19 protein-coding genes, 1 tRNA gene and 2 pseudogenes are annotated in these 21,249 nt (G+C 68.7%); 6 read left to right on the top strand and 16 right to left on the bottom strand.

Going from position 1 to position 21,249, the window contains the following annotated elements:
* Positions 1-142 precede the first annotated feature (142 nt).
* Entirely contained in the window at positions 143-442 is a 300-nt protein-coding gene (locus HD596_RS63410) for a hypothetical protein (RefSeq protein ID WP_246555527.1), read from the bottom strand.
* Positions 443-2,126: 1,684 nt separating this feature from the next.
* On the opposite strand from HD596_RS63410, the gene HD596_RS58710 reads away from it, so the two are divergent.
* On the top strand, positions 2,127-2,639 hold the full coding sequence (locus tag HD596_RS58710; protein WP_185077962.1) for a hypothetical protein: 513 nt from the start codon (positions 2,127-2,129) through the stop codon (positions 2,637-2,639).
* 428 nt (positions 2,640-3,067) lie between these two features.
* Here HD596_RS58710 and HD596_RS58705 read toward each other — a convergent pair.
* The 11 genes and pseudogenes from HD596_RS58705 to HD596_RS58660 form a co-directional block, all read right to left on the bottom strand.
* Positions 3,068-3,897, bottom strand: a pseudogene (locus tag HD596_RS58705) (IS630 family transposase); the annotation flags it as partial.
* Positions 3,898-4,116: pseudogene (locus HD596_RS66110) on the bottom strand (helix-turn-helix domain-containing protein); the annotation flags it as partial.
* A gap of 100 nt (positions 4,117-4,216) precedes the next feature.
* Positions 4,217-4,444, bottom strand: coding sequence for a hypothetical protein (locus HD596_RS58700; protein ID WP_185077961.1), 228 nt, complete (start codon positions 4,442-4,444; stop codon positions 4,217-4,219).
* Positions 4,445-4,825: 381 nt separating this feature from the next.
* Positions 4,826-5,125, bottom strand: coding sequence for a hypothetical protein (locus tag HD596_RS58695; protein ID WP_185077960.1), 300 nt, complete (start codon positions 5,123-5,125; stop codon positions 4,826-4,828).
* 278 nt (positions 5,126-5,403) lie between these two features.
* A tRNA-Val gene (locus HD596_RS58690) sits at positions 5,404-5,475 on the bottom strand.
* A 17-nt stretch (positions 5,476-5,492) separates the two neighbouring features.
* Entirely contained in the window at positions 5,493-6,494 is a 1,002-nt protein-coding gene (locus tag HD596_RS58685; protein ID WP_185079427.1) for an ROK family protein, read from the bottom strand.
* A gap of 384 nt (positions 6,495-6,878) precedes the next feature.
* Positions 6,879-7,202, bottom strand: coding sequence for a hypothetical protein (locus HD596_RS58680; protein ID WP_185077959.1), 324 nt, complete (start codon positions 7,200-7,202; stop codon positions 6,879-6,881).
* A gap of 14 nt (positions 7,203-7,216) precedes the next feature.
* Complete coding sequence (locus HD596_RS58675) at positions 7,217-7,672, bottom strand: peroxiredoxin (RefSeq protein WP_185077958.1); 456 nt, start codon at positions 7,670-7,672, stop codon at positions 7,217-7,219.
* Between the two features lie 38 nt (positions 7,673-7,710).
* Positions 7,711-8,139: a DUF3052 domain-containing protein gene (locus HD596_RS58670; RefSeq protein ID WP_185077957.1), complete on the bottom strand. Its 429-nt coding sequence runs from the start codon at positions 8,137-8,139 to the stop codon at positions 7,711-7,713.
* A 117-nt stretch (positions 8,140-8,256) separates the two neighbouring features.
* Positions 8,257-8,664, bottom strand: a complete 408-nt coding sequence (locus HD596_RS58665) for a secondary thiamine-phosphate synthase enzyme YjbQ (protein WP_185077956.1) — start codon at positions 8,662-8,664, stop codon at positions 8,257-8,259.
* A gap of 9 nt (positions 8,665-8,673) precedes the next feature.
* Entirely contained in the window at positions 8,674-8,856 is a 183-nt protein-coding gene (locus tag HD596_RS58660; protein WP_185077955.1) for a DUF1918 domain-containing protein, read from the bottom strand.
* Positions 8,857-9,534: 678 nt separating this feature from the next.
* On the opposite strand from HD596_RS58660, the gene aceE reads away from it, so the two are divergent.
* The 3 genes from aceE (at position 9,535) to HD596_RS58645 (ending at position 14,706) form a co-directional block, all read left to right on the top strand.
* A complete protein-coding gene (aceE, locus tag HD596_RS58655) occupies positions 9,535-12,282 on the top strand; it encodes a pyruvate dehydrogenase (acetyl-transferring), homodimeric type (protein WP_185077954.1) in 2,748 nt (915 codons plus the stop codon).
* Between the two features lie 185 nt (positions 12,283-12,467).
* Positions 12,468-13,961, top strand: coding sequence for an alpha/beta hydrolase (locus HD596_RS58650; protein ID WP_185077953.1), 1,494 nt, complete (start codon positions 12,468-12,470; stop codon positions 13,959-13,961).
* A gap of 10 nt (positions 13,962-13,971) precedes the next feature.
* Complete coding sequence (locus tag HD596_RS58645) at positions 13,972-14,706, top strand: maleylpyruvate isomerase family mycothiol-dependent enzyme (RefSeq protein WP_185077952.1); 735 nt, start codon at positions 13,972-13,974, stop codon at positions 14,704-14,706.
* 173 nt (positions 14,707-14,879) lie between these two features.
* Here HD596_RS58645 and HD596_RS58640 read toward each other — a convergent pair whose 3' ends face one another.
* From HD596_RS58640 to HD596_RS58625, 4 genes are all read right to left on the bottom strand, one after another.
* A complete protein-coding gene (locus HD596_RS58640; protein WP_185077951.1) occupies positions 14,880-15,236 on the bottom strand; it encodes a VOC family protein in 357 nt (118 codons plus the stop codon).
* Positions 15,237-15,322: 86 nt separating this feature from the next.
* Positions 15,323-16,054 carry a helix-turn-helix transcriptional regulator gene (locus tag HD596_RS58635; protein WP_185077950.1) on the bottom strand — a complete coding sequence of 244 codons (732 nt, stop codon included), beginning with the start codon at positions 16,052-16,054 and terminating at the stop codon, positions 15,323-15,325.
* Positions 16,055-16,199: 145 nt separating this feature from the next.
* The gene (locus HD596_RS58630) at positions 16,200-17,177 is read right to left on the bottom strand and encodes an aldo/keto reductase (protein WP_185077949.1); all 978 of its coding nucleotides are present in this window, start codon (positions 17,175-17,177) and stop codon (positions 16,200-16,202) included.
* Positions 17,178-17,214: 37 nt separating this feature from the next.
* Positions 17,215-19,128: an ATP-binding protein gene (locus HD596_RS58625; protein ID WP_185077948.1), complete on the bottom strand. Its 1,914-nt coding sequence runs from the start codon at positions 19,126-19,128 to the stop codon at positions 17,215-17,217.
* Between the two features lie 68 nt (positions 19,129-19,196).
* Here HD596_RS58625 and HD596_RS58620 point away from each other — a divergent pair, with 68 nt between their 5' ends.
* Together HD596_RS58620 and HD596_RS58615 are read left to right on the top strand one after the other, a co-directional pair.
* A complete protein-coding gene (locus HD596_RS58620; protein ID WP_376776177.1) occupies positions 19,197-19,730 on the top strand; it encodes a GNAT family N-acetyltransferase in 534 nt (177 codons plus the stop codon).
* Between the two features lie 207 nt (positions 19,731-19,937).
* Positions 19,938-21,248, top strand: a complete 1,311-nt coding sequence (locus tag HD596_RS58615) for an MFS transporter (protein WP_185077946.1) — start codon at positions 19,938-19,940, stop codon at positions 21,246-21,248.
* Position 21,249 lies beyond the last annotated feature (1 nt).

The raw sequence follows: 21,249 nt of genomic DNA, 5'->3' as shown, positions 1-21,249 counted from the left end.
CTCGGTTCGAACCAGTGACCCCTCGCTTGTAAGGCGCATCAGGAGAAGGGGCGGGATCTTGGTCGATTCCCGTCCCCACCTGGGGTTATGGTTCAATGCGGTCCTCTGGAGTCCAGGGCCGTCCGGGGCGATTGCCACTCAGCTAGTCACCCAGCATCTGGCCCGTGGGCTGCGGCTGCTGCCATACGTCACGGCCGTTGCTCCACAGCTCGGAAGCGTGGTACGCGAACCGGTCGAACAAGCCGTCGTCCTGGTACCGCCGCAGGTGCAGCATCGGCGAGTCGTGTCCCACCAAATTGGCCAGATGAGGGGTGACCAGCATCTCCGAGTCGAAGCGGAACACGCTCATGGCGATGTGCTCGTCGCCGTACCGGGCCTCGACTCCGGGGACGTCGCGTAGCTGCTCGATCTCCGACAGCGTGATCCTTACGCGGGTGGACACGGTCAGCGGGGACGTTCTCCACCTCCTCGCGGCGACGGGTGACCTCGCTCTCGGGGTCGCCGACGAGAAACCGGATCTTGCAGCCCTGCTGTGCTTTCCGCCTGAGAACTTTCGCCAGGTTCGGGTGTTCCAGCCATAGGAAGTAGTTCGTATAACCGGCGAACACGATCTCGTTGCGCGCCGCGTTGATGAGGTTGCGCCAGATTGATTTCGGGCACGCGGAGCGATACGGATAAACGGTCAATACTTCCTTGTCCGGCCCCGTTTTTACTGTATTGCGAATTGCGTCTGGCCGTAGCACGGCTGTCTCAACTCCTAGTGCCTCTGCGACGGCCCACTGGTGCCGCAGGTGCGGGACACGAGCCTCGTCCTGCAGCCGGCGTTCCACCGTCTTGACGTCCACGCCACACCGGTTGGCCAGGTTCTGGTTCGTGACCTTGGCGTTCAGCATGGCGCTGCGTAGGGCGAGCGTAACGCCATAACGTCCTGGACGTCTCTATAACGCGGTGGGTTCGTCACGCAAAAGTAAGCAACGCTGATCCCATGTCAACCCCGGTAATTCTCGGAGACCTCCAAGCGGCTTTTCCCGGTTGGTGTATTTGGCGTAGTTCTGCGGGGCGTCTCTGGGCAACTCGAAACGGCCGACGTCTATCCCAGTACGAGGTAGACCACGGTCTCTGCCAGACGATCGACGCGGATGACGTCGCTCAACTGGCCGAGCCGTTGAAGGAGCAGGAAGCGGCGGAGCAGGCACTGTGAGCGCCCCTTCGCCCCGAGTCGGCTGTCATGCCGAGATCGTGGACCTGCTCCACAGCCCAGCACAGACGCGAGCGTGGGCCTCAGCGCTGCTCGGTCGTCGCGGGACCGTGGTAGCAGCGCTGCGTAACGGCACCCTGGGCTTGCTCAAACTCGACGGACAGCCGCACGAGCTGCCCGGAGGGGCGCAGCGCTGGCCAGTCCACTGGGATGACCTACTCGTACACGCCGATCCGGCAGGACCGGAGAAGCCGGCATGCGAATATCGGCTCGGCCTGTCCAACCACGAAAGGAACGCCGTACAGCATGCCGTACGGGCGAACCAAAAGGTCAGCCTGTGCGGCGAGGTAGTGAGCCCGCGGCCGACCTTGGGTTGGTGCTTGCCTTTCCTGCCCACGGCTACGCGCGCTTGCCGGGCCTGCGTCCATCTCGCCGAACGGCCCGCAGAAGAGGAGGTGGTGCGTTCCGCGTCCCCTATTCCCCCGTTACGGTAGCCGCTCAACCGCGTTCCTGCCGAGAGAGCAATGTTGGGGAGGGCCGTTCGTACTCACCTCGTACGCCGTCCACCCCACCGCATAGCGGCAGCGGGCCGGGGGGAGTGTCGAGCCTGGCTTCGAGCACGTCCGGGACATAGCCGACGATGACGGCAGTACCACTCGCGTGCTGACCTGCCGATGGGGTGGTTCATACAGGCGTCGCCGTTTTCCACCTACCCCTTCCGGCCGCCGAAGCCGCTCCACCCCCCACCTTTATAGGGGAGTTCAATTCGAGAAGATCAATAGGAGGCGTTCTGGACCGAGTTCGGTGGCTCGGCCACGATGAGGGCATGGCGAAGAACGGATCAGCGCAGCCGTCGGGGGCGGGCGGGGGAGCAGGGTTGCGCCTGAACTGGCCGGCTGTGAGCGCTCTGGCGGGTGCGGTTGCCGCCGTGGTCGCGCTGATCGCCTACCTGATGCCGCCGGCCCCGCCTCCGCAGCCGAAGTCCGACGCCGTGGCCCCCACCCCGGCCGCGCAGTCATCGTCATCAGATCCGGTCACCACCCGGCCCGCACCTCCAACCCCGAGTCCATCGCCTGAGTCCAGCACGCCCCAGCCACCAAGGCCAAGCTCCACGCGACCGGTTCCGGTTCCCTCCGCACTGCTGTCAGCGGTCCGTCCCGGCGGCTGCGACGAGGCGGCGGCGGCGCTGACCGCATACCGCCGGAACGCCGGGACCGTCCGCAGCAGCCAGGCGGCAGCGGCTCAGCAGACGTACCGCGACCTGATGGGGGCGGTCCTTGACGCGCAAGGAGTGGTAGGGGCGAAGATCAGCCGGCTGGCCGCAGAATTCCAGGAACTGAACTTCCGCTTGACCGGCATGGCCGGCGGCGATCCCAACCAGGTGATCGCGGATATCAATACAGACATCGCGGAGCTCAATAGGCTGTGCGGATCCAGCTGATATGACGACACGTCAAGGCGCATAAGCCCGATCAGCTCGGCTACTCCGGTCGGCGGATCCTGGTCTCCCGCGAGTGGTCCAGCAAGACCCTGGCCGAACAGGAGCACCCGGCCGGACCGACGAGAAACCAGACACCACTACGTCTGGAAGCCCGTCCCGGCTGGAGATGCCAACGTGCCCCCTCTTGCGGTTCGGCTCCTTCGAGCGGTGGCCGAACGTCAACGTTGGCGCGCACGCATGGATCCTTCGACAATTCCGGACCTGGGAGCGCCTCGGCATCACTTCGATCGGGAACTCGTCAGGCTGCGCGATGTTCGGACAGTCGGTCCGGGGGGTCGGGCTCCCTCGGTGACGGCGCGTCTGGAGGCGCCAAATCGGAACAGAATGAAATGTAACCAGCGCAAGGTTACTTTTACCTATGCGCCGGAGCGTGAACGAGTTGGGGTTTTGTGCGTGCCGTAGTTGTCACACACGATGTGCACGTGCAGGTGGGCCGGCACCTCACGGTCGATCTTCTTGAGGAATTTCAGCCATTCCACCGACCGGTGCCGCCGGTGCATCGAGGCGATCACTTTCCCGTCGGCGATGTCGAGCAGGCTGCTGGTACCGTGCCGGATGTAGTCATGGGTACGCCGCTCAGGCATCCCGGGCATCATCGGCAGCACTGGCTGCGACCGGTCCAGGGCTTGGACCTGGGATTTCTCATCCGCGCACAGCACCACGGCGTGCTCGGGCGGATTCAGATACAGCCCGACGACATCATGAACCTTTTCGATGAACAGCGGGTCCTTTGACAGCTTGAACGTCTCGGCCCGATGCGGCTTGAGCCGGAACGCCTTCCAGATCCGCCCCACCGTCGAAGGCGAGAGCCCCGACCGCTTTGCCATCGAGGCGCGTGACCAGTGCGTCGCGCCCTTCGGTGTCGACTCCAAGGTGTCGATGACGACCTGTTCGACCTGGTCATCCCTGATCGTCGGGGGACGGCCCGGTCGCGGCTCATCGATCAGTCCTTCCAACCGGGCCTCGATGAAGCGCTGCCGCCATTTGGCCACATGTGCGCGCCCACTCCCAACCGGGCGGCCACGTCGGCGTTGCTCGCACCGTCCGCGCAGGCCGGCACGATCTTGGAGCGCTGAGCCAACGCCTGGGCACTGCTGGCCCGCCGCACCCAGCGTGTCAATGTGGCACGCTCATCATCACTGAGGGTCAATGCGGCTTTGGGCCTGCCCGGCCTCGCCTCGTCGGCAAGCCCCGCCAGCCGCGAGGCCGCGAACCGGCTCCGCCACTTGCGCACCGTATCCGGCGTGGCGCCCATCGTGGCGGCTACCCCCGCATTGGTGCTGCCCGGCTCCGCGCAGGCCAGCACCAACCGCGCCCGCCAAGCCAGCTTCGAGGAGCTCGCCGCCAGCTGCGTGAGCTGATCACGCTCGCCGTCGGACAGGACGATCTGAACCGCCTTAGGACCAGAACCCGCCATCAGAGCAACACAGCAACTTAGGACGCGAATTAAAGGCGAAGAACACTAGACGCTGGCGTGGATGTGCTTGCGCTGTGTGCTTTCCCGTGTGACAGCGGTCTCAGAGTTTGTACAGCTTGTTGAACGGTGTAGTGATCCGTTCCTGCCGCGATCCGAAATCGACGAACACGGCGATCTCGTCTTCTACAGCGATGACGACGCCGAGACCATACCGATCATGGGTCACTCGGTCGTTCACGCTGAACCGCTCGGCAGGCGGGGTGGGGGGCGGGGGCTTGAAGGGACTTGTGGACAGGTGGCGACGGGGCGCGCCGCTGGTTGACTTCATCCCCACCAGTATGCGCCGCCTGTTAGAACGCTCGCGACGCGACATGGACATAGCCCTAAAATGACTAAGGTGGCGAGTCTGGATCAGCGTCCTGACCTGGGCCTTCGCGCGTGGAGCGGGTGACGGGAATCGAACCCGCGCTGTCAGCTTGGGAACTCTTTCAAGATCACTGGGCTGAGCTGGGAAACGCTGACCTGGGTGGATGCCGGTCGAGTAACCGTGAATCCCCGTTGATCGCTCTGTGAACGGGCACGCCTCATCAGAGATCACGTCACGCGACACAAGCACAAGGCTGCGCCCGACGACTTCGAAGACCCCCTAGCAACACGCTCCGAGGCTGACCGAGACTCGTTGCCCGCGCACCACGAAGCGTTCTACTGGTCAGACGGGATCGGTGAACGAGATCGGCTTGCCGGTGGCATGGGCATATGCGATCTCCCTGCTCGTGGACTCGCCGATATACCCGCCGGGGTTGACGACCAGAACCCGGTCAGCCAGGTCGATCTTGCGCAGGTGGAGGGCGTCCATCGCGGTCTTCTGCTCGTTGGTGATCAACTCGTCTGCTTCGCCTGGCGCGACGACGATGACACCGGCGAAGGTCAGATCACGGTTCGCCGCACGCATCTCGTCCACGAACCGGGTAGAGCCGCAGATGCAGACAATCTCAGGTCGGTCGGGCACGGCTCAGTCCTTCGGTCGAATGCGAAACCGTCAGTGTGCACGTTGACATCACAGACAGGACACAAGCCAACAGTTTACGCAGCGAGATGGACACCATGCGGCTGCACCGTCGCAGGCGGGAGGCGTGGCCCGTACTGGGAATGGCGCTGCTCGACGGCGAAGTCTGGGGTGAACCCGGCTCACCGGCTTCCTTTAGCAACACGGCCTGACCCCGGCCGGATCATCCCGTCTGGCACGAAGCCCCGTTTCCATGATCGGAGACGGGGCTTTTCTGCAGGTGGGCGGTACTGGGTTCGAACCAGTGACCCCTCGCTTGTAAGGCGAGTGCTCTACCGCTGAGCTAACCGCCCCTGATCGGCACTACACCTTACGACACCACAGGGCCCGATCGCACATCCACTGTCCAGCCGGGGCCCAGTTCGGGGCGGCCGGCGGCGCGCCAGCCCAGGAGGGAGGCTCCGAGCATGCCGGCGTCGACCCCGAGTGCGGCCGGTACCAGTGGGGGTGCGTCGCGGAAGGCGAGGCGTTTGACGAGGCGGGTGCGTACCGGGTCGAAGAGGGCGGGGCCCGCTTCGGCGAGGCCGCCGCCGAGGACGATCACCGTGGGGTCCAGCAGGAGCGTGTACGTGGCCAGGGCCAGCGACAGGGCCTCCACGGCCTCGTCCCAGACCTCTACGGCGATCGGGTCGTCGGAGGAGACCACCTGCTCCGCCTTGACGTCCTCCACGCCGGCGCGCTGGCTGTAGCGGCGGCCCACCGAGGCGGCCGAGGCGTACGTCTCCAGGCAGCCGAACTGACCGCACGCGCACTGTTCCCCGTCCGGGAAGACCGGGGTGTGGCCGATCTCGCCGGCCCAGCCGGAGGAGCCGCCGTACGGTTCGCCCCGGATGATCGAGGCGCCCGCGATCCCCGTGCCGATGGGGAGGAAGAGGAAGTCGGACAGGCCCCGGCCCGCGCCGAGGATGCTCTCGGCGAGGCCGCCGGTGCGTACGTCGTGTCCGAGCAGGACGGGGATGTCCAGGGTGGTGAAGCTCGTGGCGGGGACGTCGCGCCAGCCCAGGTTCGCGGCGTAGACGGCGGCGTTGTCGGAGACCAGGCCGGGGACCGCCAGGCCCACGCCTGCCGGGGTGCCGTCACCCGAGGCGGCCAGGTGGCTGATGAAGTCGGAGATGGCGGACACGACCGCCTCAGGGCCCTCCGCCCGGGGGGTCGGGCGCCGCTCGCTCAGCAGCACCACGCCGGAGTCGCTGACCAGGCCGCCCTTCATGGACGTGCCGCCGACGTCGAGCGCGACGACGAACGAGCTCGGAGCCGGGCTGGGGCTCACGGTCACACTCGGGTTCGGGCTCTCGCTCACGCTCGGAGTCATGTCGGACACGGAGGAGACGATAGCGCAGCTCAGCAAATGTCTGGAAAGAGTCCCTTCGCTGCAGGGATTCCCGGTGTCTGAGTTGAGATCGCTTGTCCTTGTTGCTCAGCTCTCCAGTCCTGCCCCCCGAGCGTCCCTGTCTCACCGCTCCAGTGCAGTCCCCGGAGCGTCCCTGTTCTCAGCTCTTCAGTCTGCGGGCCTCGGGCAGCCCTGTTGAGGGCTGGGAGTCCAGAGCAGCGCCGCCGGGGATCGGAGCCCAGGGTTCAGTGCTGCGGGCTCAGAGCGGCTCGCGGTGCTGTGGCGGCCTCGTGTTTCCCTATTCGGGCGTGCGTGGCTCTGTGGTCGGTCTCAGGCCCCGGTGCCTCCGTGTCCGGTCCTGGGGGCTCAGGTGCGGCCCAGTACGCGGTTGAGGGCCGCTTCCACCTCCGCCGAGAGGCCGGGGGGTGAGGGCGGTGGGGAGACAGGAGAGCCCGCGAGCGCGTCGGAGCGCGCCAGCCGTACGTCGCCGCAGGACCGGCACTCCACCTCGCCCAGCCGGCAGATCAGCGCGACCGAGCCGCAGGCCGCGCACGCGTCGAGGTCGAGGTCGTGCAGCCGCTGACAGTCCGGGCAGATCAACACCTGCGTCTCGTGGCGCACCCCGCGCTGCCACGGGCTGGCGCCGCGCACCGGGTCGGTCTGCCGGGCCCCGCATCGGTAGCAGGGCATCGTTCCCTCCGAGGTCAAGAAATGTCGGCGAGTGCCTTGGTGTAGTCGGCGACGTCGCGTGCGGCGGAGGCCGGATTGACCACCGACCACCGGATCACGCCCTCGCCGTCGATGATGAAGGTCCCCCGAAGAGCGAACCCCTTCGCCTCATCGAACACACCGTACGCCCGCGCGACCTGTCCGTGTGGCCAGAAATCGGAGAGCAGCGGAAACGTGTAACCCTCGCGATCGGCCCACGCACGGTGCGTGAACACGGAGTCGACGGACACGGTCAGCAGTTGTGCGCCGTCGAGCGGCTGGTCGCGCAGCGCGGACAGCTCGCCGTGACAGATCCCGCTGAAGGCAAGCGGGTAGAAGACCAGCACGACCTTCGTACCCCGGAACTGAGCCAGGCTCACCGGGGTGCCGTGCTGGTCCTGCAGCTCGAAATCCGGAGCCAGGGCGCCGACCTCGGCAGGATGTGCGTTCACGGCTTCATCCTGCCGTACGGAAGGCGCGCCCGGACCCCCTACCGTTTGCCCTTGGGCGTGACGAGCCTGGTCCCGGACCAGTCCGGTGCGGCGGAGATGCTGCTGGTCTGCGAGAGACCCGCGGTAGCGGCATCCTCCCCGATGTCGCTCGGCTCCACGTGGCCATCGCGCCCGGCCTTGGGAGTCAGCAGCCAGATCTGGCCGCCGTCGGCGAGTGCTCGCATGGCGTCGCTGAGGGCGTCGAAGAGGTCTCCGTCGCCGTCGCGCCACCACATCAGCACCACGTCCACGACGTCGTCGCTCTCTTCGTCCAACAGCTCGTTGCCGGTCAGGTCCTCGATGGAGTCGCGAAGCTCGTCGTCGACGTCCTCGTCCCAACCGATCTCCTGCACCACCTGACCCGGCTTGAGGCCGAGCCGTTCGGCCAGGCCGCGCTCGCCCTGCGCCTGACCCGCGGTCGCGCTCACGTTTATCCCTCCTGCTTGAGTGGCCCCGCTTATGCGGTTTATCGCTTCGGCACAGTCCACACGCTGTGACCCTCAGTCGTCAACGGTCGCCACGGGTACGGCCGTAGTCGGCCAGAATCAATCAGACAAAAACGACAGGCGAACCTGGCGTTGCCGGTTGTCGACGTTCAGGTCGACGAGTGCGATCGACTGCCACGTGCCGAGCGCCAGACGCCCGCCCAGCACGGGGACCGTGGCGTACGGCGGGATCAGCGCGGGCATGACGTGTGACCGTCCGTGACCGGGCGACCCGTGGGCGTGACGCCAGCGATCATCGGGCGGCAGCAGGTCACGCAGCGCGGCGAGCAGATCGTCGTCGCTGCGCGAGCCCAACTCGAGCAGGGCGACACCGGCCGTCGCATGGGGCACGAAGATATGCAACAGCCCGTCATCGCCCTGCGTGCGCACGAAATCAGCGCATTCAGCAGTGATGTCGTGCACTGTCTCTCGCGACCCTGTGGCCACGGAGATGATTTCAGATCTCACAGGGAAATCTTACTTATGCACCACGACGGCGTCCGGGCCGGGAAACACCAGGCCGGTGTGCCCGTCGTCGAAGCGCACCATGTAGGGAGGCCCGCCGTCGAGGCCCTTGACCTCCACAATCACACCACTCCGGTCCCCTTCGCCAACGGCATGTCCGTGCACCAGGAGCCGGTCTCCTACCGCAGCATCCATATAACCCACATTGGTACGCGGGAGGCCGGACGAAAAGAGTGATTCGGAAGTTTTGCCCCACCTCCAGGAGGACGGCAAAAAATGACCGAAATGTTACGCGGCGCTGAGGTGGCAGGCCCCGGCGGCGTGGCGAGCCGACGGGGAAGGGGAGGGGGTAGCGGTAGGAGGGAGAGAGCGGGTAGGAGGTGCAGGAGGGGTCTGCTGGGTCTGAGGGACGAACTGGATCAGTAGGGGGCGGGGGGCCCTAGGGGTGGTGAGGGGCGTCGCAGGGCCGGAGAGGCGATAGGGGGCAGAAGTGGCGAGGGGCCGTGAGCGGCGGCAACGCTCGCCCCCTCGGAGCCCCGCCAGGAGGATGGCCGCTAGACTCGCCCGTCACGCCGCGCCGTCCAGGGGGTGAGAACCCCCTCCCTCCGGGGCACAGTGGAGGGTACGGGAGCCAGGAGTCCAGAGACATTCGAGCGAAATTTCGTTCGTTTTCCTGTCTTGTTAAATTGCTCCCGGGATGTAACCTTTGGTGGCGATTCGTCCTACCATCGGTGGTCTAGGCCACTCTGATCAGTCTCTGCCAGCAGGGACACCACTGGTTACCGGTCAGTAGAGATGCGTTTTCTACGGCTAGCGACCAGGATGGAAGGCGACCCAGACCAGACATCAGTCATCCTCGGAAGGCGAGACCCAGTGGCTTCCGGACGCCAGCGATTCTCGATCATCAGCGACGGCCTACCCAGCCAGCTGCCTGATGTCGACCCCAGCGAGACCAACGAGTGGCTCGAGTCTCTCGACAACGTCGTCAAGACCGAAGGCCGCACCAGAGCCCGCTACCTCATGCTGCGCATGCTGGAGCGGGCACGCGAGCACCAGGTCGGCGTGCCGGGTTTGCGGAGCACCGACTACATCAACACGATCCCGCCGGAGCGCGAGCCCTGGTTCCCCGGTGACGAGCACGTCGAGCGCCGCATCCGCGCCTACATCCGCTGGAACGCGGCCATCATGGTGTCCAGGGCCAACGCCCGCACCAACGTCGGTGGCCACATCGCCACCTACGCCTCCGCCGCCTCCCTCTACGAAGTGGGCTTCAACCACTTCTTCCGCGGCAAGGACCACGGCGAGTCGGGCGACCAGGTCTTCTTCCAGGGGCACGCCGCGCCGGGCATCTACGCCCGCGCCTTCCTCGAGGGCCGCCTCAACGAGGCCCAGCTCGACGCGTTCCGCCAGGAGCTGTCGCACGGCTTCCACGGCCTGCCCTCCTACCCCCACCCGCGCCTCATGCCCGACTTCTGGGAGTTCCCGACGGTCTCCATGGGCCTCGGCCCGATCGGCGCGATCTACCAGGCGCGGTTCAACCGCTATCTGCTCAACCGGCAGATCAAGGACACCAGCCGCAGCCACGTGTGGGCGTTCCTGGGCGACGGCGAGATGGACGAGCCGGAGTCGCTCGGCGCGATCGGCCTGGCGGCCCGCGAGGAGCTCGACAACCTCACGTTCGTGATCAACTGCAATCTGCAGCGGCTCGACGGTCCCGTACGCGGCAACGGCAAGATCATCCAGGAGCTGGAGTCGTACTTCCGCGGCGCCGGCTGGAACGTCATCAAGGTCGTGTGGGGCCGCGACTGGGACCCGCTGCTGGCCGCCGACGTCGACGGCGTGCTGGTCAACCAGATGAACACCACGCCCGACGGCCAGTTCCAGACCTACTCGGTCGAGTCCGGCGAGTACATCCGCGAGCACTTCTTCTCCGGTGACCCGCGCCTGCGCAAGATGGTCGAGCACCTGACCGACGACGACATCCGCAAGCTGTCGCGCGGCGGCCACGACTACCGCAAGGTCTACGCGGCGTTCAAGGCGGCCCGCGAGCACGTCGGCCAGCCGACCGTGATCCTCGCCCAGACCATCAAGGGCTGGACGCTGGGCAAGGACTTCGAGGCGCGCAACGCCACCCACCAGATGAAGAAGCTCACCAAGGCCGAGCTGAAGGAGTTCCGCGACCGGCTCTACCTGCCGATCCCGGACTCCGCGCTGGAGGGCGAGCTGCCCCCGTACTTCCACCCGGGCGAGAACGACCCCGAGATCCAGTACATGAAGGAGCGCCGCGCGGCGCTCGGCGGTGTGCTGCCCAAGCGGGTCATGCGCGCCAAGCCGGTCAAGCTGCCCGGCGACGAGGTCTACGGCGGCTTCGCCAAGGGCTCGGGCAAGCAGCAGGTCGCCACCACGATGGCGTTCGTGCGGCTGCTGAAGGACCTCATGCGCGACAAGGAGATCGGCCACCGGTTCGTGCCGATCATCCCGGACGAGGCGCGTACGTTCGGTCTGGACGCCATGTTCCCGACGGCCAAGATCTACTCCCCGCACGGCCAGACGTACGAGGCCGTCGACAGGGAGCTGCTGCTGTCGTACAAGGAGGCCACGCAGGGCCAGATCCTGCACGAGGGCATCAGCGAGTCGGGCTCGATGGCCTCGGCCATCGCGGCCGGCACCGCCTACGCCACGCACGGCGAGCACATGATCCCGATCTACATCTTCTACTCGATGTTCGGGTGGCAGCGCACCGGCGACCAGATGTGGCAGATGGGCGACCAGATGGGCCGCGGCTTCCTGCTCGGCGCCACCGCGGGCCGCACCACGCTCAACGGTGAGGGCCTGCAGCACGAGGACGGCCACACGCCGCTCATCGCCTCCACCAACCCGGCCGCGATCTCCTACGACCCGTCGTGGGCGTTCGAGGTGGCCCACATCGTCAAGGACGGCCTGCGGAGGATGTACGGCGACCAGCCGGAGGACGTCTTCTACTACCTGACCGTCTACAACGAGCCCTACCTGCAGCCCGCCCAGCCGGCCAACCTCGACGTGCAGGGCCTGCTCAAGGGCCTGTACAAGTTCGCCGACGGGCCGCAGACCCAGGGTCCGAAGGCCAACATCCTGTCCTCCGGCGTGGCGGGCCCATGGGCGATGGAGGCGCAGCGGCTGCTGGCCGAGGACTGGGGCGTATCGGCCGACGTGTGGTCGGCGACGTCGTGGTCCGAGCTGCGCCGCGACGCGCTGGCCTGCGAGGAGCACAACCTGCTCAACCCCGACGCCGAGCAGCGCGTCCCGTACGTGACCCAGGCGCTCTCCCAGGCGCAGGGCCCGTTCGTGGGCGTCAGCGACTACATGAAGGCCGTGCAGGACCAGATCGCGCAGTGGGTGCCGGGTGACTGGTCCTCGCTGGGCACCGATGGGTTCGGCCTGTCCGACACCCGCTCGGCGCTGCGCCGCCACTTCCACGTCGACGCCGCCTCGATCACGCTGGCCGTGCTGACCAGCCTGGTCAAGCGGGGCGAGCTCGACGGCGAGGTGCTGCGCGAGGCGATCGCCCGCTACCACCTCAAGAACGGCGTCACCGAGGCGGGCGGCGCGGAGAGCAACGACACCCAGTCGATGGGCGTCTGAGTCATCCAGAAGCGGCGCCCCCGCGAAGAACCTCTCGCGGGGGCGCCGTCATTTCCGCCGTCCGCGGCGTTCGGCCTGTGAGGCGGCACGTTCAGGAGGGGTACGTGCCGCCTCACCCAGGTATGGTGCGGCGTCACGTATTGTGGGCACTACTTCCCCCTGAGAGACGAGGGAGAAGTCTGTTCATGCGACGCGTCCTAGCAGCCCTGCTCATCCCGGTCGTCGCCGGTTGCTCAACCGTGCCGGCCGAGCCCGCCTCGCAGTCGACGGCGGACCCCGGCGCGATCAGCTGGGGGCCGTGCACCGACATCAAGCGTCCCGGCGGCGAGCCACCGGCCAGCCAGGACAGTTCGGTACGGTGCGGAAAGCTGTCCGTCCCGCTCGACTACAACAAGCCGGACGGGGAGAAGCTGGACCTGGCGCTCATCAAGCTGTCCACCACGGGCAAGAACCGGCTGGGCTCGGTGGTGTTCAACTTCGGCGGTCCGGGCGCCTCCGGCGTCGACACGCTCGACCAGGCCGCCAAGGCGCTCACCGGGCTGCGCGCCCGATATGACCTGATCAGCTTCGACCCGCGCGGCGTGGAGCGCAGCTCAGGCGTGCGCTGCGGCGACACCGTGGAGATGGACAGGTTCACCGCGCTGGACACGCTGCCGTCCGACAACCAGACCCACCAGGAGACCGCGGCGGCCAACAAGCAGTTCGCCGCCCTCTGCCAGCAGCACTCGGGCAAGATCCTCCCGTACGTCGGCACCGTGAACGCCGCCCGCGACATGGACCGGATCCGCGCCGCCGTGGGCGACGCCAAGCTCAACTACGTCGGCATGTCGTACGGCACGCAGCTCGGCGCCGTCTACGCCACCGAGTTCCCCAAGAAGGTCGGCCGCATGGTGCTCGACGCGCCGCTCGACCCGACGGTGACGTTCGAGCAGCGCACGCTGGTGCAGACGCGCGGGTTCCAGAAGGCGTACGAGAGCTTCCTGCGCGCGTGCGTCAAGAACAAGTGCGACTTCGGCAAGGACCAGGAGACCGCCAACGCCAACGTCGACAAGCTCCTGAACCAGCTCACCACCCAGCCGCTGAAGGTCGGCACCCGCGAGCTGACGCAGGGGCTGGCCGCCACGGGCGTGGCGGCGGCGCTGTACTCGGAGCTGACCTGGCCCTTCCTGGAGCAGGCGCTCTCGGAGGCGATCAAGGGGCGCGGCGACGCGCTGCTCTACCTGGCCGACTCCTACACCGGCCGCTCCCAGGACGGCAAATACTCCACGCAGATGACCAGCTTCCCGGCCATCACCTGCGTGGACACCTCCGAGCGGCCCAGCGAGGCCGAGCTGCGCCGCACCGAGGCGGCCGCCATGAAGATCTCGCCGCTGTTCGGCAGCGAGGGGTCCGGCGGGCTGTGCCGGGTCTGGCCGGCCAAGGGCAGCGATCAGGCGCGGCACGTGAACGCCACCGGCTCGGCGCCGATCGTCGTGATCGGCGGCAAGGGCGACCCGGCCACGCCGTACGAGTGGGCGCCCAAGCTGACCGCCCAGCTCAAGACCGCCAGGCTGGTCACGTACGAGGGCGAGGGGCACGGCGCCTACCTGTCGGGCAGCAAGTGCGTGCTGCAGCTGGTGGACTCGTACCTGATCGAGGGCAAGCTCCCGCAGAAGGGCGCGACCTGCCCGGCGGCCTAGGGTGGGGCCTGTGACATACGAATCGCTCATCGAAGCCGAGGCCGCCCGCCTGGCGGCCCTGGCCACGGATCTGTCCGTCCCGGTGCCCACGTGCCCGGGATGGACGCTGGCCGAGCTGATCACGCACGTCGGCCAGACGCACCGGTGGGCCGCGCACGTGCTGCGCGACCGGGTCCAGGAGCGGATCTGGTCGCGCCAGGTGCCCAGCGGGCTGGCCGAGGGCCAGAGCGGCGACGCGGCCTGGCTGAGCGCCGGGGCGGCCGAACTGCTCGACACGCTCCGCCACACCGACCCCTCGCTGGCGGTGTGGACGTGGGGCCCGGACCGGCGGGCGTCGTGGTGGCCCCGCCGGATGCTCTTCGAGCTGGTGATCCACCGGGTCGACGCGGAGCTCGCGCTCGGCATCGACCCGGTCGTCCCGGCCGAGGTCGCGATCGACGGCATCGAGGAGTTTCTGCACAACCTGCCGTACGCGGCCTGGGTGACCCGGTCGCTGGCGGAGCTCGAGGCGGAGGGGGCCACGATCCACCTCCACGCCACCGACGCCGACGGCGAGTGGACCATCACCCAGGGCCCGGCCGGGACGGTCGAGTGGGCGCGCGGACACACCAAGGGCGACTGCGCCGTCCAGGGGACGGCCCAGGACCTGCTGCTCATGCTCTACGGCCGGCGCTCGCCCGAGGCGCTGACCGTGTACGGCGACGCGGACCTCCTCAAGCGCTGGCTGTCCAAGGCCGCCTTCTGACGCGGGGGAATGGGCCCTGGACGCGCCGCCGCTCGGCGATCGGCGGCGTGCCCAGGGCACGGGGTGAACCGCTCCTCGGAAGCGGCCCGTCCGGATCCCGGGGGACAGCGGGGAAGGCGTTCTCCCCGGCCCTCGAACGGGTGATTCACCTGTGAGGGGAAGCTTTCATGGCGTCACCTGCGGTGGAAGATCCCGAAGACGCTCCCGGACGTGTCACGCAGGTAGGCGAAGTCGGTGCCGGCGCCGTCGTCGATCACCTTCATGATCACCTTGCCGCCCAGCGACTCGCTCTTGGCGCAGGCCGCCTCCACGTCGGCCACCTGCACATGGAAGATCGCGTGCGCCGGGAACTCGCCCTTGGTGTTGAACAGCCCGCCCCCGGGCTGCTCGCCACCCGGGTAGCCGATCATCCGGTAGTCGATCGGCCCCTCGCCGGCGCTGAACGTCCAGCCGAACAACCCCCCGTAGAACGCCTGGGCGCCTTCGGGATCGTCGGTCGCGATCTCGAACCAGGTCACGGTGTTGTCCATCGTCGTCTCCTCGTCACTGAACCTTTCTCGAACAAATCAACGATCTAACGCTGGAGCGACAACCCTATGTCGGTGTTTTCGATTGACTAATCGAGCACGGCGGCGTCCACGATCATGTTGGGCACGTCGGCGGCGAAGCCTTCGAGCGGCCGGTCGGGGCTGCGCTCGGCGGTCACGGTGGCGGCGGCGATGCGATCGAGCCGGAAGACCCGCACGTCATCGCGTAACCGGCACCAGGCCACGAGATACCAGAACCCGCCCCGCCCGCCCAGGAACACCCCCGGCTCGACGTCCCGCGAGGTCAGCGCGCCCTTGGCGTCGGCGTACTCGAGCCGGAGCACGCGCCGCCGCAGCAGCGCCTCCTCGATGGCCCGGGAGATGCCCTCGGCCCCGAGCGGCTGGATCTCGGGGGAGCCGGGCTCCGGCCGGTGGTGGACGAGCTGCACGCGCCGCGCCAGCTCCCTGGCCAGGTCGCCCTCGGAGCCCGGCATCGCGGACACGACCTTGCGTAACGCGCTGCGGGCCTGCCGGCCGAACGGCTGGTCGCCGGCCTGGCTGAGCGCCACCGCGATGGCCACCGCCTCGGCCGGGGTGAAGTTGAGCGGGGGCAGGGACATCTTCTTGTCGATCGCGTAACCGCCCTTGCGGCCCGGCTCGGCGTAGATCGGCACCCCTGACTCCTGCAGGGCGGTGATGTCGCGCTCGATCGTGCGCACGCTCACCTCGAACCGCTTGGCCAGCTCGCGGGCGGAGCGGCAGCGGGGCGCGATGGCGCGCAGGTCTTCGACGAGCGCGTAGAGCCGGTCGGTACGATTCACAGCCGCGACGCTACGCGCCGCCACCGACAATCATGGTCCGCCGGCCGTCCCCGCCACGCGTGCCTCACCCCGCCGCCACAGGGCTGTCACCGCCCCGGGCAGGCCATCCTCGGGTCTCGACCCACCGGCGGGGACGAGGGGGCGGCTACCAGCGGTCGTGGACCTGCGGCCGGATCAGGTCGTCGTAGACGGCCTCGACCGCTTCCAGCGTGGCCGGCGGGAGCGGCGCGGCCGACGCGGCGGCCGCGTTCGCGGTGGCCTGGGACGCGTTGCGGGCGCCGGGGATCACCACCGAGACGCCGGGCTGGTCGAGGATCCAGCGGAGCGCGAACTGGGCCATCGTCAGGCCCTCCGGCACCACGGGAGCCAGGCGGCGGACCGCCTCCAGGCCCGTGCGGAAGTCCACGCCCGAGAAGGTCTCGCCGACGTCGAACGCCTCCCCCTGCCGGTTGTAGGTGCGGTGGTCGTCCGCGCCGAAGGTCGTGTGCTCGTCGTACCGGCCGGACAGCAGGCCGCTGGCCAGCGGGACCCGGGCGATGATGCCCACCCCGGCGGCCCGGGCGGCGGGCAGCACCCGCTCCAGCGGCTTGAGCCGGAACGCGTTGAGGATGATCTGCACGGACGCCACCCCCGGCCGCGCGATCGCCGTCAGCGCCTCCTCGCACGTCTCCACGCTGACCCCGTACGCGGCGATCTTCTGCTCGGCCACCAGCGTGTCCAGGGCGTCGAACACGGCGTCCGTCGAGTACACCGGGGTCGGCGGGCAGTGGAGCTGGACCAGGTCGAGGGTGTCCACGCCGAGGTTCTGGCGCGAGCGCTCGTTCCAGGCCCGGAAGTTGGGCATCACGTAGTTGGCGGGGATCTGCTCCAGCCGGCGGCCCATCTTGGTGGCCACGGTCAGCTCCGGCCGCCCCTTGGCGAAGCGGCCGACGATCTGCTCGCTCCGGCCGTCGCCGTAGACGTCGGCCGTGTCGATGAAGGTGACGCCGGCGTCCACGGCGGCCCCCAGGGTGGCGAACGCCTCGTCCTCCGTCACCTGGCCCCAGTCGGCGCCGAGCTGCCATGCGCCGAGGCCGACCGTGCCCACCTGACGTCCTGTCCGTCCCAACGTGCGTTGTTCCATGGGAACAGTCTCCCGGATGGAAACCACACCCCGGCCCCTACCGGGGCCGGTAGCAGCAGCGCAGCCCCGTCTGCACCGTGGCGCGCAGTTCCTCCCCGATCGCCGGGTCCACCGCCGAGATGCGCGCCAGCGCCCGCCTGATCGCCTTGCCGACGGCGATCCTGGCCCGCTCCTCGCTCCCCGTGAACGGCCGCGCCCGCCCGCCGATGCCCGTCGCCGCCGCCAGCTCCGCCACCAGCCACTCGCGCTCGAGCCGCAGCCCCGCCGCCCGCTCCAGGTCGTTCATCGACTCCAGCTCGTCGATCTCCGCCTCCAGCTGGCCCAGCCGCTGCCGGTAGGTGTCCCTGGCCTGCTCGTCCAGCACCGGCTGGGCCGACCCGCCCTCGGGCTCGCGCGTCCACGACCCCGCGGCCAGGTCGGCGGCGAGGATCTCCCGGCCCGGATTGGCGACCAGCGTGGCCAGGTGCCCCATCCCGACGCTGTGGTCGACGAGCGCGAGCCGCCCGCCCAGCTCGACCTGCCAGTGCCGCCCGTGCCTGCGCAGGCGGCAGCCGTCCTGCCCCGCGGACGAGCGCCCGGCCACGGACGGCAGCACCATGCCCAGCTCCCTGGCCTCCCGCGCGGCGGCGGCCTGCTCCCGGTCGGCCGCCTGGTCCCGCGTCCCGTCGCGCAGCGCCAGCGCCTGCCCCAGCCGCCACCTCGACAGCGCGGCGGCCGGCCAGTGCCCCAGAGCGAAGTTCCCCCGCACGGCCGCCCGCAGGTGCTCCACCGCCGTGGACAGGTCCCCGGTGGTGAGCGCGGCCATGCCCAGCGAGTGGTGCACGGAGCCGAAGCAGGCCACGCCCAGGCTGGCGACCACCGGCAGGTCCGCGAACGGGCGCAGCAGCGCGTACGCGCGGGCGGCCGTGTCCGGGTCCCGCAGCAGGTGGGCGGTCTCCACGACGCAGTACATCGAGACCAGCCAGGTGCTCGACGCCGGCATCTCCTCCACGCGCAGCCTGGCCAGGTGCCCGGCCGCCGCGCGCCGGTCGCCGGCGACGGCCGCGGCCAGCGCCAGGCCCGCCAGGTAGGAGTTGTCGATCGGGCTCAGCGTGGGCGAGCTGACCAGGTCCGACAGCACGGGCAGCAGCTCGGCGGCCCGGCCCTGGAACCAGCGGATGGCGCCGAGCTGGCCGCCGTACCAGCCGGTCGCGTCCATGTCGCCGGCCGCCACGCCGCGCTCGAAGCACTCGCCGGCCCGCTTCTCGGCCTCGGCGAAACGGCCCGCGCGGATGGTCAGCATGACCTCGATCGCCTCGACCACGTACCCGACCGCGAGGTGGTCGTGGCCGGCCAGCAGGCCGCGCAGCTCCTCCAGGCCGCGCTCGGCGTGCGGGTCGGCGGCCAGGTAGAGGTCGACCGTCCGCCACAGCAGGCCCATCAGCAGGTCGCCCCTGCGCTCGGTGCCGGCGGCCCGGCCGATCAGCTCGTTCGCCAGCTCCAGCCGCAGCGCCGCGTGCCCGGGGCCGAGCAGGCAGTGGTGCGCCAGGCTCAGCGCCTCGGCCAGCGCCGGCCCGTCGCCGGAGCCCCTGGTCTCGGCCAGCAGCTCCATGATCGTGGCGTGCCGGCCCGCGCGGTAGTCCTCCTCGCCCCGCAACCGCACGCGCAGCCGCAGGGCCGTCGACGAGCGGGGGTCGATCAGGGACAGCGCGTGCCGCTGGCGGGCGCGTACCATCTCCGACTCCGCGCATGTCCTGTGCTCGTGCACCCAGATCCCGCCCAGGCCCAGGGCCGCCCGCGCGAGCGACGGCGGGTCGCCGCAGAGCTCGGCCAGCCGGTACGCCGAGTCGAACCAGCGCCGTGCGGTCTGCAGGTCGCCGTTGACGAACAGCGCCCGCTCGCCCAGCACCAGTGCCAGCTTGAGATCGGGGCACGAGGGCAGGAGTACCCCCGGTCGCCGTGCAACGCCCATCGGTTCCGCTCCCCTGTCCGATACCTTGACTGAGCGTCTGCCACGGTCCCCGAATACCGTTCTGAGAACTGCGCCGTTCGACACACTGGGCGGGTCAATCGGGCAGGGGCCATACCCTGGTTGCCATGATTCGCCCCGCGACACCCGCCGACGTGCCCGAAATCGCCAACATGATCCGTGAGCTCGCCGAGTACGAGAAGGCCGCGCACGAGGCGACGGTCACCGAGGAGCAGCTGCACACCGCGCTCTTCGCCGACCACCCGGCCGCGTTCGTCCACATCGCCGAGCACGACGGCGAGGTGGCCGGCTTCACGCTGTGGTTCCTGACGTTCTCGACGTGGCGGGGCGTGCACGGCATCTACATGGAGGACCTGTACGTACGCCCCCAGCACCGGGGCGGCGGCCACGGGATCGCGCTCATGAAGGAGCTGGCCGGGATCTGCGCCGAGCGCGGCTACCAGCGCTTCGAATGGGTGGTGCTCGACTGGAACGAGCCCAGCATCGCCTTCTACGACAAGCTCGGCGCGGTGCGCCAGGACGAGTGGCTGAAGTACCGGCTGACCGGCGAGCCGCTGCGGCGCCTGGCCGGCCGCCAGGGCTGATCGCTCACGTATCGTGACAAGCTACGCAGAACATTACGCCTGATCAGCAGGCCGTATTACGAGCATGTTTCCTACGTGACGCATGTGCGGGGCTTGTTACGCCGGTGAATCACACGTAACGAACGCACAGCCACGGATTGTCAAAGTGCGTAACGCGCGCTTCCTACTTTGGAGTTCCCCCCGGACGCCGAACGTAGGAGAAAGTCGATGGCGCGCTGGATCGCCGAGTGGCACCCCGATGACCCAGCTTTCTGGGAGAGTTCAGGAAAGCGCGTCGCACGGCGCAACCTGATCTTCTCGATCGTCGCCGAGCATCTCGGCTTCACCGTGTGGACGCTGTGGAGCATCGTGGCCACCAAGATGGGGGTCTACAAGTTCTCCACGGACCAGCTCTTCTGGCTGGTCGCGCTGCCCAACCTGGTCGGCTCGGCGCTGCGCGTGCCCTACACGTTCGGCCCGGCCAAGTTCGGCGGGCGCAACTTCACCGTGGTGAGCGCGGCGCTGCTGCTCATCCCGGCGGTGCTGCTCGGCGTGGCGGTCGGCAACCCGGACACGCCCTACTGGCTGTTCCTGGTGATCGCGGCGCTGGCCGGGGTCGGCGGGGGGAACTTCGCCTCCAGCATGGCCAACATCACCTACTTCTACCCCCGCCACAAGCAGGGCGTCGCCCTGGGGCTGAACGCCGCGGGCGGCAACATCGGCGTCAGCTCGGTCCAGCTCGTCATGCCGCTGGTGATCGGCGCGTTCGGGCTGGCCGCGGCAGGCTGGTTCTGGATCCCGTTCATCGTCGTGGCCGGCGCCTGCGCCTTCTTCTTCATGGACAACCTCACCAGCGCCAGGGCCAACCCGCGCGAGCAGCTCGCGGTGGCGGGCAAGGCCCAGACCTGGATCATGTCGTTCCTGTACATCGGGACCTTCGGCTCGTTCATCGGCTACTCCACGGCCTTCCCGCTGCTCAGCAAGAGCCTCTTCCCCGAGGCGCCCTTCGCCGTGGTGGCGTTCGTCGGGCCGCTGCTGGGCTCGCTGATCAGGCCGGTGGGCGGCTGGCTGGCCGACAGGCTCGGCGGCGCCCCCGTCACGCTGTGGAACTTCGCCGGGATGGGCGTCGGCGTGCTGCTGGTCTGGCTGGCCAGCACCTCCGGCAACTTCTGGATGTTCTTCCTGGCCTTCCAGCTTCTCTTCATCACCGCCGGCATCGGGAACGGCTCCACGTACCGCATGATCCCGGCCATCTTCCAGGCCAAGGCCATCGCCGAGCGCGGCGAGGGCGAGGAGTCCCTGCTGTACGGCAAGCGCCAGGCGTCGGCCGCCATCGGCATCATCTCGGCGGTCGGAGCGCTGGGCGGGTTCCTCATCAACCGGGCGTTCGGGATGTCGTTCGCCGCGGCCGGGACCCCGGCGCCCGCCTTCCTCGCCTTCGGAGCCTTCTACGTGTCCTGTTTCGCCCTGACCTGGTGGTGCTACACCCGCAAGGTCGGCGCCTCCGTCGTGGCGAGCCTCGCCTATGCCCGGGTTTAAC

It is taken from the genome of Nonomuraea jabiensis, from assembly GCF_014204795.1.
GTDB classification, from domain to species: Bacteria; Actinomycetota; Actinomycetes; order Streptosporangiales; family Streptosporangiaceae; genus Nonomuraea; species Nonomuraea jabiensis.
Note: the sequence above shows the minus strand (reverse complement) of the source record. Positions and strands in the feature narration are given on the sequence as shown.

Bases quoted from the DNA above. Each gene is read 5' to 3' on its own strand.
- HD596_RS58660 (WP_185077955.1), bottom strand. From the start codon at position 8,856: ATGGATGCTGCGGTAGGAGACCGGCTCCTGGTGCACGGACATGCCGTT.
- HD596_RS58630 (WP_185077949.1), bottom strand. From the start codon at position 17,177: ATGGAACAACGCACGTTGGGACGGACAGGACGTCAGGTGGGCACGGTC.
- HD596_RS58685 (WP_185079427.1), bottom strand. From the start codon at position 6,494: ATGACTCCGAGCGTGAGCGAGAGCCCGAACCCGAGTGTGACCGTGAGC.
- HD596_RS58700 (WP_185077961.1), bottom strand. From the start codon at position 4,444: ATGAAGTCAACCAGCGGCGCGCCCCGTCGCCACCTGTCCACAAGTCCC.
- HD596_RS58680 (WP_185077959.1), bottom strand. From the start codon at position 7,202: ATGCCCTGCTACCGATGCGGGGCCCGGCAGACCGACCCGGTGCGCGGC.
- HD596_RS58625 (WP_185077948.1), bottom strand. From the start codon at position 19,128: ATGGGCGTTGCACGGCGACCGGGGGTACTCCTGCCCTCGTGCCCCGAT.
- HD596_RS58640 (WP_185077951.1), bottom strand. From the start codon at position 15,236: ATGGACAACACCGTGACCTGGTTCGAGATCGCGACCGACGATCCCGAA.
- HD596_RS58650 (WP_185077953.1), top strand. From the start codon at position 12,468: ATGCGACGCGTCCTAGCAGCCCTGCTCATCCCGGTCGTCGCCGGTTGC.
- HD596_RS58615 (WP_185077946.1), top strand. From the start codon at position 19,938: ATGGCGCGCTGGATCGCCGAGTGGCACCCCGATGACCCAGCTTTCTGG.